General features: G+C 72.9%; 13 protein-coding genes. 7 read left to right on the plus strand and 6 right to left on the minus strand.

What is annotated here, in order from left to right; translation table 11 throughout:
* Positions 1 to 143: 143 nt before the first annotated feature.
* The 4 genes from ACGFYY_RS11415 (at position 144) to ACGFYY_RS11430 (ending at position 5,816) form a co-directional block, all read left to right on the plus strand.
* The gene (locus ACGFYY_RS11415) at positions 144 to 1,796 is read left to right on the plus strand and encodes a serine/threonine-protein kinase (RefSeq protein ID WP_393708407.1); all 1,653 of its coding nucleotides are present in this window, start codon (positions 144 to 146) and stop codon (positions 1,794 to 1,796) included.
* A 162-nt stretch (positions 1,797 to 1,958) separates the two neighbouring features.
* The gene (locus ACGFYY_RS11420) at positions 1,959 to 3,164 is read left to right on the plus strand and encodes a S8 family peptidase (protein ID WP_393708409.1); all 1,206 of its coding nucleotides are present in this window, start codon (positions 1,959 to 1,961) and stop codon (positions 3,162 to 3,164) included.
* 211 nt (positions 3,165 to 3,375) lie between these two features.
* Positions 3,376 to 4,671 (plus strand): hypothetical protein, encoded by a 1,296-nt coding sequence (locus ACGFYY_RS11425; RefSeq protein WP_393708411.1) that lies wholly within the window; start codon positions 3,376 to 3,378, stop codon positions 4,669 to 4,671.
* An 86-nt stretch (positions 4,672 to 4,757) separates the two neighbouring features.
* Entirely contained in the window at positions 4,758 to 5,816 is a 1,059-nt protein-coding gene (locus tag ACGFYY_RS11430; protein ID WP_393708413.1) for a WxL protein peptidoglycan domain-containing protein, read from the plus strand.
* Between the two features lie 61 nt (positions 5,817 to 5,877).
* Here the strand turns inward: ACGFYY_RS11430 and ACGFYY_RS11435 are convergent, their stop codons facing one another.
* The 5 genes from ACGFYY_RS11435 to iolC form a co-directional block, all read right to left on the minus strand.
* Complete coding sequence (locus ACGFYY_RS11435; RefSeq protein ID WP_393708415.1) at positions 5,878 to 6,636, minus strand: hypothetical protein; 759 nt, start codon at positions 6,634 to 6,636, stop codon at positions 5,878 to 5,880.
* An 81-nt stretch (positions 6,637 to 6,717) separates the two neighbouring features.
* Complete coding sequence (locus tag ACGFYY_RS11440) at positions 6,718 to 8,217, minus strand: CoA-acylating methylmalonate-semialdehyde dehydrogenase (RefSeq protein WP_365272061.1); 1,500 nt, start codon at positions 8,215 to 8,217, stop codon at positions 6,718 to 6,720.
* Between the two features lie 11 nt (positions 8,218 to 8,228).
* Complete coding sequence (gene iolD / locus ACGFYY_RS11445; RefSeq protein WP_393708418.1) at positions 8,229 to 10,103, minus strand: 3D-(3,5/4)-trihydroxycyclohexane-1,2-dione acylhydrolase (decyclizing); 1,875 nt, start codon at positions 10,101 to 10,103, stop codon at positions 8,229 to 8,231.
* Positions 10,100 to 10,960 carry a 5-deoxy-glucuronate isomerase gene (gene iolB, locus ACGFYY_RS11450; RefSeq protein ID WP_393708544.1) on the minus strand — a complete coding sequence of 287 codons (861 nt, stop codon included), beginning with the start codon at positions 10,958 to 10,960 and terminating at the stop codon, positions 10,100 to 10,102. Before iolB ends, iolD begins: the two co-directional genes overlap by 4 nt.
* A 7-nt stretch (positions 10,961 to 10,967) precedes the next feature.
* Positions 10,968 to 11,948, minus strand: a complete 981-nt coding sequence (gene iolC, locus ACGFYY_RS11455; RefSeq protein WP_393708420.1) for a 5-dehydro-2-deoxygluconokinase — start codon at positions 11,946 to 11,948, stop codon at positions 10,968 to 10,970.
* A gap of 26 nt (positions 11,949 to 11,974) precedes the next feature.
* Here iolC and ACGFYY_RS11460 point away from each other — a divergent pair, with 26 nt between their 5' ends.
* The 3 genes from ACGFYY_RS11460 (at position 11,975) to ACGFYY_RS11470 (ending at position 14,378) form a co-directional block, all read left to right on the plus strand.
* Positions 11,975 to 12,889, plus strand: coding sequence for a sugar phosphate isomerase/epimerase family protein (locus tag ACGFYY_RS11460; protein WP_393708422.1), 915 nt, complete (start codon positions 11,975 to 11,977; stop codon positions 12,887 to 12,889).
* Positions 12,890 to 12,915: 26 nt separating this feature from the next.
* A complete protein-coding gene (locus ACGFYY_RS11465) occupies positions 12,916 to 13,926 on the plus strand; it encodes a Gfo/Idh/MocA family oxidoreductase (RefSeq protein WP_365272073.1) in 1,011 nt (336 codons plus the stop codon).
* A gap of 251 nt (positions 13,927 to 14,177) precedes the next feature.
* Entirely contained in the window at positions 14,178 to 14,378 is a 201-nt protein-coding gene (locus ACGFYY_RS11470; RefSeq protein ID WP_365272076.1) for a MerR family transcriptional regulator, read from the plus strand.
* Between the two features lie 88 nt (positions 14,379 to 14,466).
* On the opposite strand, the gene ACGFYY_RS11475 is transcribed toward ACGFYY_RS11470, so the two are convergent.
* The gene (locus tag ACGFYY_RS11475) at positions 14,467 to 16,704 is read right to left on the minus strand and encodes an MMPL family transporter (protein ID WP_393708425.1); all 2,238 of its coding nucleotides are present in this window, start codon (positions 16,702 to 16,704) and stop codon (positions 14,467 to 14,469) included.
* Positions 16,705 to 16,710 lie beyond the last annotated feature (6 nt).

Below are 16,710 nucleotides of genomic sequence, written 5' to 3' on the forward strand. Positions count from 1 at the left end.
ACCCGGCACCGCCCCGAGTACCGCCGCAAGCACGGCCGCGCACCGCCCACGCACCGCCTCCCCGGCAGCCTTCGGCCACCGCCCGACGCTTAGGGTGTTCGCTGGTCGACCCGTCGGTCGACCGGGGGATCGGGGGAGGGCAGATGAACAGCGCGACCGAGGTGTTCGAGCCGCTGCGGACGGACGATCCGTCCACCGTGGCCGGATACCGCCTCGCGGCCCGGCTCGGCGCGGGCGGCATGGGCCGGGTCTACCTGTCACACACCCAGGGCGGCCGCCCTGTGGCGATCAAGGTCGTCCGCCCGGAACTTGCCGAGGACCCGGCGTTCCGGCGCCGCTTCCGCCGTGAGGTGGAGGCCGCCCGGCGGGTCCGGGGCGCGTACACCGCCGAGTTGATCGACGCCGACGCGGACGCGACGACACCCTGGCTGGCCACCCTCTACGTACCCGGGCCCTCGCTCTCGCAGGCCGTGACCCGGCGCGGACCGCTGCCCGTGCCCGCCGTGCTGTGGCTGATGGCGGGCGTGGCCGAGGCGCTGCAGGCCATCCATGGTGCGGGCATCGTGCACCGCGACCTGAAGCCGTCGAACGTGCTCCTGGCCGCCGACGGGCCCCGCGTCATCGACTTCGGGATCTCGCTGGCGTCCGACACCACCGCGCACACCGCCACGGGCGCCACCATCGGAACGCCCCAGTACATGGCCCCCGAGCAGGCGTCGGCGGGTGAGGTCACCGCGGCCGCCGACGTGTTCGCGCTGGGGCAGACCGCGGCGTTCGCCGCGCTGGGCGAGCCGCTGTACGGCACCGGCCCCTCCGCCACCGTGCTGTACCGGATCGTGCACTCCGAGCCCGACCTGTCCCGAGTTCCCGACGAGCTTCTTCCGCTGCTCGCCCGGTGTCTGGCCACCGATCCGCAGAAGCGGGCCACCCCCGCGGAGATCGTGGCGTGGTGCAGGGCCGAACTGGGCGAGGACGCCGACGCGGACGGCGGCCCGGCGCTCTGGCGCGAGGTGACCGGACCGGAGGTGACGGTCCCGGAGCCCCTGCCGGAGCCGATGCCTCAGCAGGTCCCGGCGCCCGCCGCCACTCCCCTCTCGCCGCACACGATGCACCAGGTGTGGCAGCCTCCGCGGCCGGCGGCGCCGGAGGGACCGGAGCAACGGCGCAAGCGCCGCCGGCGCACCGCGCTGGTCACCGCGGCGTCGATCGTGTCGGTCGCCCTGCTGCTGGGCGCGGCCTGGTCGGTGATCGACAATGCGGCGAACAATGTGCGCGACCGCGCGAAGTCCCCTACGGCCACGGGGACCTCGGCGGGTCAGGCCGGTTCGGCGAGCGGCGACCCGTCCCGGAAGTCCGCCGACGCCGCACCGAAATCGAGCCCGAGCCCGACCCCGACCCCGAGCGCTCCACCGAAGCCCATCCCCTACCCCGCGTTGAAACTGGGCGAGGACAACTCGATCAGCATCAAGGAACCGATCGAGCGCGCCACTCGCTCCGGGGACCTGCGACTCACCTGCAACCGGGTCGACTGCGACCTGGAGAGCGACACCAGTGTGATCATCCAGCTGTCGGGCAAGCCGAACGGCTCCCTCGACTCCTGTCGGGCCGCCCTCGAGGGGAGGACCGAGAAGAGCCGGTCATTGATGATCGCGGCGTCCGGCAGCGAGTTCTGCGTCAAACATCAGTCGGGGGACATCGCACTGCTCGTGCTCACGCTCAAGTCCATGCCGGTGATGTCGTTGGAGGACGTGTCGAGCTTCGTCATAGTGGACATGACGGTCTGGCGCGCGGCCTGACGAAGGCGTCGGCCGCGCCCACCCTGGCCGGTCGTGGCACCGCCCGGCCCGGTGGCCGATCTGTCCGGCCCGGTCGCGGATCCAGCCGCGCGGCGGCGTGTCGTGCGCCCACTCGGCGCACCCTCCGCGCGCCCGCGCCGCCCCTCGCAGAGCATCGGCCGCATGACCATGACCGCGTTCGCCGTGTTCCTCCCCGCCGCCGCCCTGCTCGCGGCCACCGTCACCGGCTCTTCGCCCGCTCCGGACGCCGGCGCCACCAGCTCCGACGCCGGCACCTCGGACGCAACGGCCCCCTACGTCGTCGTCCTCAAGGACACGACCTCCCGCGCGCCGACCCGCACCCTGGCCGCCGAGGCCGTGGACGCCGGCGACCGGGTCGGGGCCGTCTACGAGGCCGCCCTGAACGGCTTCGCCGTCCGCACCACGGCCGCCCGGGCCGCCGCCCTGGCCGCCGACCCCCGGGTGGCCTCCGTGGAACCCGACGCGGAGTTCCACATCACCGACGAACCGCTGACCGGGCCCCAGAGCCCCGCGCCCTGGTCCCTGGACCGGATCGACCAGCGTGAACTCCCGCTCGACGGCTCGTACACGTACCCCGGCAGGGGCAGGGGCGTCACCGTCTACGTCGTCGACACCGGCATCAACACCACCCACCGGGAGTTCGGCGGCCGCGCCCGCGCCGGCTACAACGCGATGTTCCTCGGCAGCTCTCGGGACTGCAGCGGCCACGGCACGCACGTCGCGGCGACCGTGGGCGGAGAGACGTACGGGGTGGCCAAGGGGGTCTCGCTCGTCGGGGTGAAGGTGGCCGACTGCCGTGGCTCCGCGCCCCTGTCGGCGCTCCTCAAGGGCGTCGACTGGGTGGTGAAGGACGCCGCCAGGGCCCCCACCGTCCCGGCCGTGGCCAACATGAGCATCGGTGGCAGCCGCAGCCGCGCGCTCGACGCCGCGGTGATCCGGGCCGTCGCCCAGGGGATCACCTTCACCGTGGCCGCCGGGAACGACGGCAAGAACGCCTGTGGCGGCTCCCCGGCCGCCGTCCCCCAGGCGCTCACGGTCGGGGCGACCGACGCCGAGGACCGGCGGGCACCGTTCTCCGACCACGGCCCCTGCGTGGACCTCTCGGCGCCCGGTGTGCGCATCACCTCGGCCTGGAAGGACTCCCCCACCGCCACGGCCCGCGCCTCCGGCACGTCGATGGCCGCCCCGCACGTGGCCGGGGTAGCCGCGCTCATCCTGGCGCGCGGTACGGCGCGCACCCCGGCGCAGGTGTCGGAGGAACTGCTGCGCGGCGCCGTGTCCGACAAGATCACCGGGCTCCCCACCGGGACCCCGAACCTGCTGCTCCAAGCCCCCGCCGAGCGCTAGATCGCCCCTCCTTTCACACCCCGACCGGTCGGTACCCGATGGGCCATCAGACTCTCCCTGATGGCCCATCAATTTCTGTGTGCTTCGGGCGAAAGCAAGTCATTGACTTCTCATCACGGCGACGCGTCAATATCGGCCACCGCACCGGCTCGGCCTCCCCCACACAGCGGGTGGGGGGAGGGGTTCGTCATGACGAAGGAGTCGCGACCCAGTGAGTACGAGAACGCTCAGACGAAGAGTGCTGGCCGGGGCGGGAGCCCTGTCTCTGGCCCTGACGGGCGGCGTGGTGGCCCTGACGGGTGCCGCGCAGGCCGCGACCAAGACCACGGCAGTCTTCGAGAACTGCGACGCCCCGGCGCCGCAGCCGGACGGCTCCGGCAACCAGAACTTCACGGTCACCCTGCCGGACGGCGCCAAGGCCGGCGACGTCGTCCCGATCACGATCGACCCGGGTGCCAGCCCCCTGATCCCCTCGTTCTCCGTCACCACGGTGAACACCTCCAAGATCACCCTGAAGGTCGGTACCACCACCCAGGTGGTGACCAGCCCGCCGGAGACGGTCTCCGTCGTGGCCGGGCAGCCGCTCGACCCGAAGGCGTTCTCCGGAACCATCAAGATCCCGGACGGCACCGAGGGCACCACGGTCCAGGTCGCCCTCGACCTGGCGGTGACCGACGCGGACCTGTCCGGATCGGTCTTCACCACCACCTGTACCCCGGCGCCGCGCCCGAGCGCCTCGCTCGGCTCGGTCGCGGTCGAGGCGCTGCCCAAGGACCCGGTCACCACGAAGCTGACGCCCAACAGCGGCCCGGCGGGCACCGCCGTCACCGTGACCGGCGCCAACTTCCCGGCCGGGGCCGTCGCCTGTTCCGCCCTGCTCGCGGGAACCGCGACCGGTGACACCGGTACCGGCACGGCGGACGCGTCCGGCGCCGCCACCTGCAACGTCACGGTCACCAAGAAGGCCGACGCGATCCGGATCGACGGTTCGATCACCCCGTACAAGGCCTTCGTGTTCCTGGAGGAGCAGGCCGGTGTGAAGAACCCGGTCGATGTCGAGGTCCTGCCCGGACCGCTGGCCCTCGGCCCGAAGGACGGCCAGCCGGCCGTCAGCTTCGGAGCGGTCACCATCAACGGCAAGGCCCAGTCGGTGGTCGGCGTCTTCAACGCCGCGACCGTCCAGGACTTCCGCGGCGGATCGCTCGGCTGGGACGTGACGGCGACGCGCACGCCGTTCCTGAACCAGACCACCGGTCACTCGATGGCGAAGGCGCAGATCGGCATCCAGCCGTCCTGCACCGTGACCAACCCGGACAGCCCGAGCACCTGCACCGCGGGCACGCCCGGCGCGATCTCCGACGTCCCGATGAAGGTGGCCTCCCAGGCCGCCGGCGGCGACGAGCTGACCGGCGGTGAGTTCGCCGTCGGCGGTGCCGGAATGATCCAGCTCCCGCCCTTCATGTTCGCCGACACCTACCAGACGGTCGTGACCTTCTCGATCGCCTGACCCGTACGGCCGCTCGACCCAGGGTGGTGCGGCGCTCCGGCGCCGCGCCACCCCTTTCCCCTTTCAGCGCCCACTGGAGACCGCCCATGCGCACCCGCACCCGCAGCCGCACCCGTCGTCGCACCCGCACCCTCCTGTACGGTCTGCTCCTCGGCCTGCTGCTCGGTGGCGCGGGCCTGCTGCCGGCCACCGCGGCGCGCGCCGCGGACAACGGCACGTGGGGGGTGTTCCCGACGCCTGCGGCCGGCGCGGCGATGACCGACCGCGCGTACTTCTTCCACCAGGGCACGGCCGGGAGCACGTTGAGCGACAGCGTGACGATCGTGAACTCCTCCGACCAGGAGCTGACGTTCCAGGTCTTCGCCACCGATGCCATGAACACCCCGGCGGGCGGCGCCTTCGCGCTGCTGCCGGTGGAGACGAAGCCGAAGGACGTCGGCGCGTGGGTCACGCTCGCGCCGGAGACCGCGAGCACCGTCACCGTGCCCGCCAAGGGCCGCAAGGACATCCCCTTCACCCTGAACGTCCCGGCCGACGCGACGCCGGGTGACCACGTCGGCGGGATCGTCGCCCTGGGCACCTCCGTGGAGGGCGTGCGGAAGGAGGGCAAGGTCCAGGTCGGGGTGAAGCGCTCGGTGGGCGCCCGGCTCTACTTCCGGGTGCCGGGGCCGGTCACGGCGGGGCTGAGCGTGGAGGACGTACGGGTCGACCGCTCGGCGCCGCTGCTGCCGTGGGTCAAGAACGCCCGCGCGACGGTCTCGTACGCGCTGGTCAACCGGGGCAACGTGGTGGTCGAGCCCACGGTGGCGGTGTCCGCCGAGGGATTGTTCGGGCGCAATGTGCTGAACCGGCCCGCCCGCGAACTGAAGCTGACCCTGCTGCCGGGCCGGCGGATCGAGCTGACCGAACCGTGGCCGGACGCCCCCCAGTCGGACTGGGTGACCGTGAAGGTGACGGCGGGCGCGGCCGCCCACCCCGATCTGGTCTCGGTGTCCGAGACCGACTTCGTCGCCGTGCCCTGGCCGGCCGTGGGACTGGTGCTGGTCCTCACGGGCGCGGGCGCCACGGTGTGGGTGGTGCGCCGTCGGCGCCGCGCGGCGGACGAACGGCCGGATTCCGTACCGGACCTGGCCCGGACCCACTGACCGACCGGCGCGGATACCGGCGGGCGAGGTCAGCGGGCGGCGGGCCGTCGGCGACCGGCTCTCATTCGGTCCGGCGCTCGCCCCCCGTGGCTTCCGCGACCTCGCACAGCTCCCGCACCTGCTCCCGGCTCAGCCGTCGTACCTCACGGACGAGGCCGGCCACCTCGGCGGCGGCCCGGGGCGGCGGCCGGTGTCCGTCGGGCAGCCCGATGCCGGTCAGTACGGAGAGGTCGGTCGCGCACATGCCGAGCACGGTCGCGTAGTCGGCCTGGAGTTCGGGGGTCAGATCCACCCGGCCGTGGCCCACCTGCCCGTACGTGGCCGCGGACCAGTACCGGCCGGTCAGGGACAGGAACACCCTCGCTCCGGCCGACCAGCCCAGGTTCCGGTTGGCCAGCAGCCGCATGAGCAGCCCGCCGGGACCCGGCGGGTACCGCAGGTACGGGCGCTCCTCCGGGGCCGGCCGGGTGCGCTCCTCCTGCGGCCGTGACGCCGCGAACCGACACAACCACTCCTGCTCCCGCCGGCGCAGACCGATGGAATGCATGGCCAGACGGGCCGCCTCTCCACCGGCGTCCGGGTCCAGGGGCGTCAGCTCCGGCGGCACGGCGACGGAGGCGATGACGAACAGGTCCTCGGCGTGCAGCCGCAGTACGGGGGCGAGCCGGCGCAGCAGCGACGGCCGCGGCGCCGCGCCGTCGAGCACGGCCCGCAGCTCGGTCTCCGGGACGGTGGCCAGGCGGGACAGGTCCTCGACGCTCAGGCCGCGGTGCGCCGCAAGGCGGGTCAACAGCACGTCGAAGTCCGGGAGTTCTGTCACACGGCTCAGCGTAGACGACGGGGGTACGGCAGCAGCCCCCGGCCGGGTGAGGTGGCCGGGGGCTGCTGGAGGCGGGGCGGATCAGTGGTTGCGGGGGAAGCCCAGGTCCACGCCGAGGTGGCCCTCGGACGGGTCCGGCCAACGGGTCGTGACGACCTTGCCGCGGGTGTAGAAGTGGATGCCGTCGTTGCCGTAGATGTGGTGGTCGCCGAAGAGCGAGTCCTTCCAGCCACCGAAGGAGTGGTAGCCCACCGGCACCGGGATCGGCACGTTGACGCCGACCATGCCGGCCTCGATCTCCAGCTGGAAGCGGCGGGCGGCGCCGCCGTCGCGGGTGAAGATCGCGGTGCCGTTGCCGAACGGCGAGGCGTTGATGAGGGCCACGCCCTCCTCGTAGGTCTCGGCACGCAGCACGCACAGGACCGGGCCGAAGATCTCGTCGCGGTAGGCGTCGGAGTCGGTCTTCACACGGTCGAGCAGGGACAGGCCGATCCAGTGGCCGTTCTCGTTGCCCTCGACCGTGTAGCCGGTGCCGTCGAGGACGACCTCAGCGCCCTGGTCGGCGGCGCCCTTCACGTACGAGGCGACCTTGTCGCGGTGGGCGGCGGTGATCAGCGGGCCCATCTCGGAGGTCGGGTCGTTGCCGGGGCCGATCTTGATCTTCTCGGCGCGCTCGCGGATCTTCTCGACCAGCTCGTCGCCGATCGCGCCGACGGCCACCACGGCGGAGATCGCCATGCAGCGCTCACCGGCCGACCCGTAGGCCGCGGACACGGCCGCGTCGGCGGCGGCGTCCAGGTCGGCGTCCGGCAGCACCAGCATGTGGTTCTTGGCGCCGCCCAGGGCCTGGACGCGCTTGCCGTTGGCCGAGGCGGTGGTGTGGATGTGGCGGGCGATCGGCGTCGAGCCGACGAAGGAGACGGCCGCGATACCGGGGTGGGCGAGCAGCGCGTCGACGGCCACCTTGTCGCCGTGGACCACGTTCAGCACGCCCGCCGGGAGGCCGGCCTCGGTGGCCAGCTCGGCGAGCTTGTTGGCGGCCGACGGGTCCTTCTCGCTCGGCTTGAGGATGAAGGTGTTTCCGCAGGCCACGGCCAGCGGGAACATCCACATCGGGACCATCGCCGGGAAGTTGAACGGGGTGATGCCCGCGACGACGCCGAGCGGCTGGCGGATCGAGGAGACGTCCACCCGGTTGGAGACGGAGGTGGACAGCTCGCCCTTGAGCTGCGTGGTGATGCCGCAGGCCAGCTCGACGATCTCCAGGCCGCGGGCGACCTCGCCCAGCGCGTCCGAGTGGACCTTGCCGTGCTCGGCGGTGATCAGGGCGGCGATCTCGTCGCGGTGGGCGTCCAGCAGGGCGCGGTAGGCGAACAGCACCTTGGTACGGGCGGCCAGCGAGGACTGGCCCCAGGTGAGGTAGGCCTCCTGGGCGACCTGTACGGCCGCGTCGACCTCGTCGGCCGAGGCGAGCGCGACCTGGGTGGTGACCTCGCCGGTGGCCGGGTCGGTGACCGGGCCGTAGTTGCCCGACGCGCCCTCGACGGTCTTGCCACCGATCCAGTGGTTGACGGTCTTCATGCCTTGCTCCTTCACAGATGGCGACGTCGCTGAGCGGCTTGCCGGTCGTACTCTTCACGGGCCGTGGCGGCGGCCTTGCGGGTCGCGGTCTCGGCCACAGGAACATCCCACCACGCCTGTGCCGGGGGCGGGCCCGACACAGTGTCGGGCGTTCGGGTCTGTACGTAGACACATGTGGGGCGGGTCGCCGAGCGGGCCTCGGCGAGGGCTTCGCGCAGGTCACGCGTGGTGCGGGCGCGGAGCACGGCCATCCCGAGGGAGGCGGCGTTGGCCGCGAGGTCCACCGGAAGGGGGTCCCCCGTATACCCGGAATCGGGCCCCCGGAAGCGGTAGGCGGTGCCGAAGCCCTCACCGCCCACCGCCCCCGACAGGCCGCCGATGGAGGCGTAGCCGTGGTTGTCGAGGATCACCACCTTGATCGGGATCCCCTCCTGGACGGCCGTGACGATCTCGGTCGGATTCATCAGGTACGTACCGTCGCCGACCAGGGCCCACACCGGACGGCCGGGCGCGGCCAGCGCCACCCCGATGGCCGCGGGGATCTCGTAGCCCATGCAGGAGTACCCGTACTCCACGTGGTACTGGTCCTGCGACCGGACCCGCCACAGCTTGTGCAGGTCGCCGGGGAGGGATCCCGCCGCGTTGACCAGGATGTCGGTGTCGTCGACCAGGGCGTCGAGCAACCCGAGCACCTGGGCCTGGGTGGGCGCGGCGTCCTGCGCCGCCTCCGGGACGGCGTAGGCCCGCCCCACGCGGCTCTCCCAGCGCCCTCGGTCGGCGGCGTACGCGGCCCCGTACGCCGGGTCCGTGCGGTGGCCCGCGACCGCGACCCGGAGCTCGTCGAGCCCCTCGCGGGCGTCGGCGACCAGGGGCAGGGCGGCGAGTTTGTGGGCGTCGTACGGGTCCAGGTTGAGGCCGACGAACCGGACGGCCGGGTTCTGGAAGAGGGTCGCGGAGGCGGTGGTGAAGTCGGTCAGCCGGGTCCCGGCGGCGATGACGAGGTCGGCCTCCCGGGCGAGCGCGGCCGCGGTGGAGGTCCCGGTGTGGCCGATCCCGCCGACGTCGGCGGGATGCCCGTAGGGCAGGACGCCCTTGCCCGCCTGGGTGACGGCCACCGGGATCCCCGTGGCCTCGGCGAAGGCGGCCAGGGCCGCACCGGCCTCGCTGTGCCGGATCCCGCCGCCGGCGACGATCAGCGGGCGCGCGGAGCCCCGTACGGCCTCGGCGGCGCGGGCCAACTCGTGCCGATCGGGCCGCGGCCGGCGCACGCCCCACACCCGCTCGGCGAAGAACTCCTCGGGCCAGTCGTACGCCTGCGCCTGCACGTCCTGCGGCAGCGCGAGGGTGACCGCACCGGTCTGCACGGGGTCGGTGAGCACCCGTACGGCCTGCAGCGCGGCCGGGATCAGGGCCTCGGGGCGGGTGATCCGGTCGAAGTGGCGGGAGACGGGGCGCAGGGTGTCGTTGACGGAGACGTCCCCGGCGTACGGGACCTCCAGCTGCTGGAGCACGGGATCGGCGGGCCGGGTGGCGAAGGTGTCGCCGGGCAGCAGGAGGACGGGGATCCGGTTGATCGTGGCGAGGGCGGCACCGGTGACGAGATTGGTGGCCCCGGGCCCGATGGAGGTGGTGACGGCATGCGCGGAGAGCCGGCCGCTCTGGCGGGCGTATCCGACGGCGGCGTGCACCATGGCCTGCTCGTTGCGGCCCTGGAGGAAGGGCATGACCTCGGGCCCGGTCTCCAGGAGGGCCTGCCCGACGCCCGCCACGTTCCCGTGCCCGAAGATCCCCCAGGTGGCGGCGATCAGCCGGTGCCGGTGCCCGTCGCGCTCGGTGTACTGGCGGGACAGGAAGCGGACGAGCGCCTGCGCGACGGTGAGCCTCACCGGTGGTCCTCCGTTCGGGGGCGCGTGGGGAAGGGCAGCCGGGGGTCGATGTCCTGGCCGTCCCAGCTGCCGCGGATCCAGCCGTGGTCGGGGTGGTCCCGGATCAGCCACTTCCGGGTCCGGCCCGGTCCGGCCATGACGTTCAGGTAGTACATGTCGTGCCCGGGGGCGGCCATGGACGGCCCGTGCCAGCCGTCGGGGATCAGCACCGCGTCCCCGGTCCGCACCTCGGTGAGGATGTCGGTCTTCCCGGCCGGGGAGGGGGTGACGCGCTGGTAGCCGAGTCCGGGGGTGTCCCCGTGCGGGGCGATCTCGAAGTAGTAGATCTCCTCCAGGCGGGACTCCTCGCCGGGGTGGTGCTCGTCGTGCTTGTGGGGCGGGTACGAGGACCAGTTCCCACCGGGGGTGAGCACCTCGACGGCGATGAGGCGGTCGGCCGGGAAGGCGTCGGCGGCGGCGAAGTTGTTGACCTGGCGGGAGCAGTGGCCGGCGCCGCGGAGCTCCACGGGGACGTCGGCGGCGGGCCCGTACCGGGCGGGGAGGCGGCGCTCGCAGCGGGCTCCGGCGAGGGCGAAGCGCCCGCCGGCGGCCGCTTCGATTTCGGCGTGGCCGTCCCGGGGCAGGTACGCGAAGTCGGTGGTCCCGTCGAACACCCCAGCGCGTCCGCGCAGTTGGAAGACCTCCGGTCCACCTCCGGGGCTCTGCCCCGGACCCCGCGCCTCAAACGCCGGCGAGGCTGTTTCGCGGATCCGGCATCCGCCTGACAGCGGCAGCACGATCCACTCGCACTCCCCGGCCGCGTGTGCGTACACCTCCCCCGGGGCCAGGTCGAGGACCATCAGCCTCGTCCATTCCATCCGCCACTCAGACACCACCGGCACGTGCCAGCACCTCCTCCACCTCGTGAGAGAACGGCATCGCCGCCGCGCACGCCAGCCGTGAGGCGACGATCGCCCCGGCCGCGTTCGCGTACCTCATCACCTTCCCCGGTTCCCACCCCGCCAGCAGCCCGTGGCACAGCGCCCCGCCGAACGCGTCTCCCGCGCCCAGCCCGTTGACCACCTCCACCGGCACCGGCGCGACCTCCACCACCGTGCCGTCGCGGTGGACGGCCAGCACGCCCTCCGGTCCGCGTTTGACGACGGCCAGCTCCACGCCCCTCACGAGCAGTTCCCGGGCCGCCGCGTGCGGATCCGACTCGCCGGTGGCGATCTCGCACTCCTCCACGTTGCCCACGGCCACCGTCGCCGAGCGCAGCGCCCGCTCGTAGTACGGCTCGGGCTTCTCCCGCCACAGCATCGGCCGCCAGTCCAGGTCGAAGACCGTCGTCCCGGTCCGCGCGCGGGCCTCCAGGGCCGCCAGCGTCGCCGCCCGCGAGGGTTCCTCGCTCAGGCCCGTGCCCGTCATCCAGAACACGCGGGCCGCCCGTACGGCCGCCAGGTCCAGCTCGTCCGCGGCGATCTCCAGATCCGGGGCCTTCGGCAGCCGGTAGAAGTACAGCGGGAAGTGGTCCGGCGGGAAGATCTCGCAGAAGGTGACGGGGGTCGGCAGCCCGGCGACCTCGGCGACCCAACGGTCGTCGACCCCGAACCTCCGCAGTTCGGAGCGCAGATACCCGCCGAAGGGGTCCGCGCCGGTACGGGTGACGACCGCGACCCGGCGCCCCAGCCTGGCGGCCGCGACGGCCACGTTGGTCGGGGAGCCGCCCAGGAACTTGCCGAACGTCTCCGCCTCGGCCAGTGCTATGCCCGTCGTCAACGGGTAGAGATCCACCCCGATCCGGCCCATCGTGATCAGGTCGAACGAGAACGGATCGCCGGTACCGGTCACAGTCAGTCCTCCCATCGGTCCTCCACCCTAAGGTGGCCGTTATGACGTCCTCCCCGCCCGCGTTGACCCGTATCCGCATCGGTTCGGCTCCGGATTCCTGGGGTGTCTGGTTTCCCGACGACCCCCGGCAGACCCCTTGGGAACGCTTCCTCGACGAGGTGGCCGACGCCGGATACGAGTGGATCGAACTCGGCCCCTACGGCTATCTGCCCACCGATCCCGCCCGCCTCGCCGACGAGACGGCCCGGCGCGGTCTGCGCGTCTCGGCCGGAACCGTCTTCACCCGACTCCATCACGGGCCCGCCGTGTGGGAGGACACCTGGGAGCACGTGTCGCGGATCGCGGCGCTCACCCAGGCCATGGGCGCGGCCCATCTTGTCGTCATCCCCTCCTTCTGGCGGGACGACAAGACCGGGAAGGTGCTGGAGGACCGCACGCTGACCCCCGCCCAGTGGCGTGAACTGACCTCGCAGACCGAGCGCCTCGGCCGGGAGGTCAAGGACCGGTACGGGTTGGGCATCGTGGTCCACCCGCACGCCGACACCCACATCGACACGCCCGAGAACGTGGCCCGCTTCCTGGACGCCACCGATCCCGCGCTCGTCTCCCTCTGCCTGGACACGGGGCACTACGCCTACTGCGGCGGGGACAGCGTGCAGGCCGTGGAGACCTTCGGCGAGCGGATCGGCTACCTCCACCTCAAGCAGGTGGATCCGCGGATCCTCGCCGAAGTCGTCGCCGAGCAACTGCCCTTCGGGCCGGCCGTGGGCCTCGGGGTGATGTGCGAACCGCCCTCGGGGGTGCCCGCGCTGGAACCGGTGCTCGCGGCGGCCCAGCGGCTGGGCGTGGACCTGTTCGCCATCGTCGAGCAGGACATGTACCCGTGTTCGCCGGACCGGCCGCTGCCGATCGCCCGGCGCACCCGCGCCTACCTCCGCTCCTGCGGCGCCCGCTGACCCTTCGGAAGGAAGAGGAGTACGAGATGAGCACGCTCGGCATCGCCGTCATCGGCACCGGGAAGATGGGCGCCGACCACGTCCGCCGGATCGGGCGGACGGTGGGCGGGGCCCGTGTGGTGGCCGTGGCCGACCCGGACGGTGACCGGGTCAAGGAGGTCGCGGGCACCCTGGACGGGGTGACGGCGCACACCGACCCGGCCGCGGCGATAGCCGCACCCGGGGTGCAGGCGGTGCTGATCGCCTCTCCCGGGCCCGCTCACGAGGAGGCGATCCTGCACGCGCTGGAGCGGGAGCTACCGGTGCTGTGCGAGAAGCCGCTGACCCCGGACCCGGCGGGGGCGCTGCGGGTCATGGAGGCCGAACAGCGGCTGGGGCGGCGCTTGGTGCAGGTGGGATTCATGCGGCGGTACGACACCGAGTACGCCGGGCTGAAGGAGCTGCTGGACGCGGGCGGGATCGGGCGACCGCTCTTCCTGCACTGTCGGCACCGCAATGCCTCGTCGCCGTCGTTCTTCACCAGCGACATGCTGATCAGCGACTCGGTGGTGCACGAGGTGGACGCGGCCCGCTGGCTGCTGGGGCAGGAGATCACCGCGGTCACCGTCCTCTCGCCGCGGCCCACGGCGGCCGCTCCCGAGGGGCTGAGCGATCCCCGGCTGGTGCTGCTGGAGACCTCCGGCGGAGCCGTCGTCGACGTGGAGATCTTCGTCAACTGCGGTTTCGGCTACCAGGTGCAGTGCGAGGCGGTCGGCGAGGCGGGCAGTGCCCGGATCGGCGACGGCCACGCGATGGTGGTGCAGGCGGCCGGCCGCTGGGGCGGCGCGATCGACCAGGACTTCACGGTGCGCTTCGCCGACGCCTACGACCGCCAGTTGCGGAGCTGGGTGGCCGCGGCCGGGCGCGGCCGGGTGGCGGGGCCCGACGCGTGGGACGGCTACGCGGCGGCCGCCGTCTCCGAGGCGGGTCTCGCGGCTGCGCGCAGCGGCGCCCGGTCGGTGGTGGAGATGACGGAACGCCCGGCCCTGTACCGCTGACGCCCCACCAACTCCTGACCCGGTACCGATCCTTGTGGCGATCCCTGTGGCGCTCTTGTCACAGGGATCACCCTTCTGTCACGCATGTCCGCATTACGCGGGTCTTCCGTCACAGGAGGTCGACAGCCCCTCCCTCGCCGTCACTCCGCGTCGTTCCCCGGGCACAACCCGAGTGATCGTCAGAGTCCACGCGCCGGCTCCCCCGACGGCCTCCCGGCCGGCCCCGCGGCGTGGACAAGGAGGTGTCCAGCATGAGCGACCGACAGCTGTGGTCGTACAAGGAGATCGCTGCCCACATCCGGGTCCAGCCGGACACCGTGCGCTCCTACCGCAAGCACGGGCTGCTGCCCGCGCCCGACCACGTGGAGGGGGGCAAGCCCTACTGGTACGTCGAGACCGTGCGCGCCTGGGTGGCCCGCCGGCCCGGGAACCGGGGCCGCCGCGAGGACTGATCTCCTCGGCACCGAGTGACGGGTGAGGGGACCCCCGAGTCCCCTCACCCACCCCCGCCCCCTCACCTCGCCCTGGTGCCTACAGGCCCTAGGTGCCGGCAGCCACGGGTATCCGGTCGGGCTCCGGCGTCCGGGGCGCGGACTCGCCCTCGCTCAGGCCGAACCTCTCGTGCAGGCGGCGCAGCGGGGCCGGGGCCCACCAGGTGGCTCGGCCGGTCAGCTTCATCACCGCCGGGACCAGGAGGCTGCGGACGACCATGGCGTCCATCAGGACCGCCAGCGCGATACCGAGCCCCAGCATCTTGGTGTTGGTCACCCGGGAGGTGCCGATGGCCACCATCACCACCGCCAGGATCACGGCCGCCGCGGTGATCAGCCCGCCCGTGCGGGCCAGCCCGGTCCGGACGGCGCTCTCGTGGTCCCCGGTCCGGTCGTACTCCTCCTTGATGCGGGATATGAGGAACACCCCGTAGTCCATGGACAGTCCGAAGGCGATGCAGAACATCAGCACCGGCAGGGTGGTCTCTATGTCACCGGTGGCGGTGAAGGCGAGGAGCCCGGAGAGGTTGCCCTCCTGGAACACCCACACCACCGCCCCGAACATCGCGGTCAGGCTGAGGGCGTTGAGCAGCACCGCCTGCAGCGGTATCAGCAGGCTCCCGGTGAGCAGGAAGACCAGCAGCAGCGTGGCGAGTACCACCAGGGCCGCCGCGGCGGGCAGCGCGCCGGCTATGGCCTGCTGCGCGTCGACGAGGACGGCCGCCTGTCCGGTCACCGAGGTCTTGAAGTCGGCGTCCACGGCGCGGACGTCGTCGACCAGTTCCCGGGCCGTCTCTCCCACGGCCTCGCCCTCGACGGACACCGCGAAGGAGGTGTACCGGCCTTCCGTCGCGGAGCTGATCGGCCCGTCGACCCGGGTCACCCCGGGCAGGGCGGCCAGGCGGTCCCGGTAGGCCATGAGGCTCTCGGAGCCGGGCGCTCCCTCGGCGAGCACGGTGAGGCCGCCGTCGGGGCTGTTCGGGAAGCCGTCGCGGATCTGCTCCTGCACCATGTGGGAGGGGGCGTCCTTCGGGAGCTGCCGGTCGTCGACCGTGCCGAACTTGACGCCGACGAAGGGCAGTCCGAGGAGCAGCAGGCCCACGGTGGTGGCCACGGCGAACACCGGTGCGCGCCGCATCACGAGGGCGGCCGTCCAGCGCCAGCGCCTGCCCGTCTCCGCGGGCTCGGTCGCGGCCGCCCGGGGCCGTCCCCGCCGCCACAGTGCGCGCAGGTCGAGGGCGTTGACCCGGTTGCCGAGGAGTACCAGGGCGGCGGGCAGCAGGATCAGCGCGGCCGCGGCGGCGAGCAGGACCACCGCGACTCCGGCGTAGGCGAAGGAGCGCAGGAAGTACATGGGGAAGAAGAGCATCGCCGAGAGCGAGACGGCGACGGTGAGCGCCGAGAAGAGCACGGTGCGCCCGGCGGTGCGCAGGGTGACCCCGACCGCGGCGACCGGATCGTGCCCGGCGGCGAGCTCCTCGCGGAACCGGCGGACGATGAACAGGGCGTAGTCGACGGCGAGTCCGAGTCCGAGCGCGGTGGTCAGGTTCTGGGCGAAGACGGAGACGTCGGTGACCTCGGTGAGCCCGCGCAGAACGGCATTGGTGCCGAGGATGGCCACGACGCCCACGCCGAGGGGGAGCAGGGCGGCGACCGCGCTGCCGAAGACGAGGACGAGCAGGACGAGGGTGACCGGCAGCGCGATCAGCTCGGCGCGCAGCAGGTCTTCCTGGATGGTCCGGGTGACCTCGCGCTGGACCGCCACGGGGCCGCCGAGGGAGACCCGTACCGGACCGTGTGCACCCTCGTAGCGCGGGGCCATGCGTTCCAGGGTCTCGGTGGCCGTCTTCTCGTCGCCCTGGACGCGGGCGACGACGAGTGCCTGCCGGCCGTCCTCGGAGCGCAGTGCGGGCAACTGGGCGCGCCAGTACGAGCCGACGCCGACGACCCCGCGTTCGGCGGTGAGTGCGGCGGTGAGCCGTTCGGCTTCGGCGGCGACGGCGGGGTCGTCGACCCCGCCGGTACCCGCCGCGGCGTCCACGAGCAGGAGCAGATTGGGCTCGGACTGCGGGAACTCCCGCTCCAGGGCCTTGGTGGCGTAGGTGGACTGGGCGCCCGGGTCCTCCCAGCCGCCACTTCCCATCCGGTCGGCGACGCCGCCGCCGGCGACCACGGCCAGGGCCGTGACCAGCAGGGCGAGCAGCAGCGTGAGCCGCGGCCGGGCCGTGACGAACCGGGTCCACCCCGCGTCCGCCCCGGAGGACGGCGGTTTCTTGACTTCGGACATGACTCG

Origin of the sequence: Streptomyces sp. NPDC048331, assembly GCF_043201215.1 — a bacterium.
In the GTDB taxonomy this organism is placed as follows: domain Bacteria; phylum Actinomycetota; class Actinomycetes; order Streptomycetales; family Streptomycetaceae; genus Streptomyces.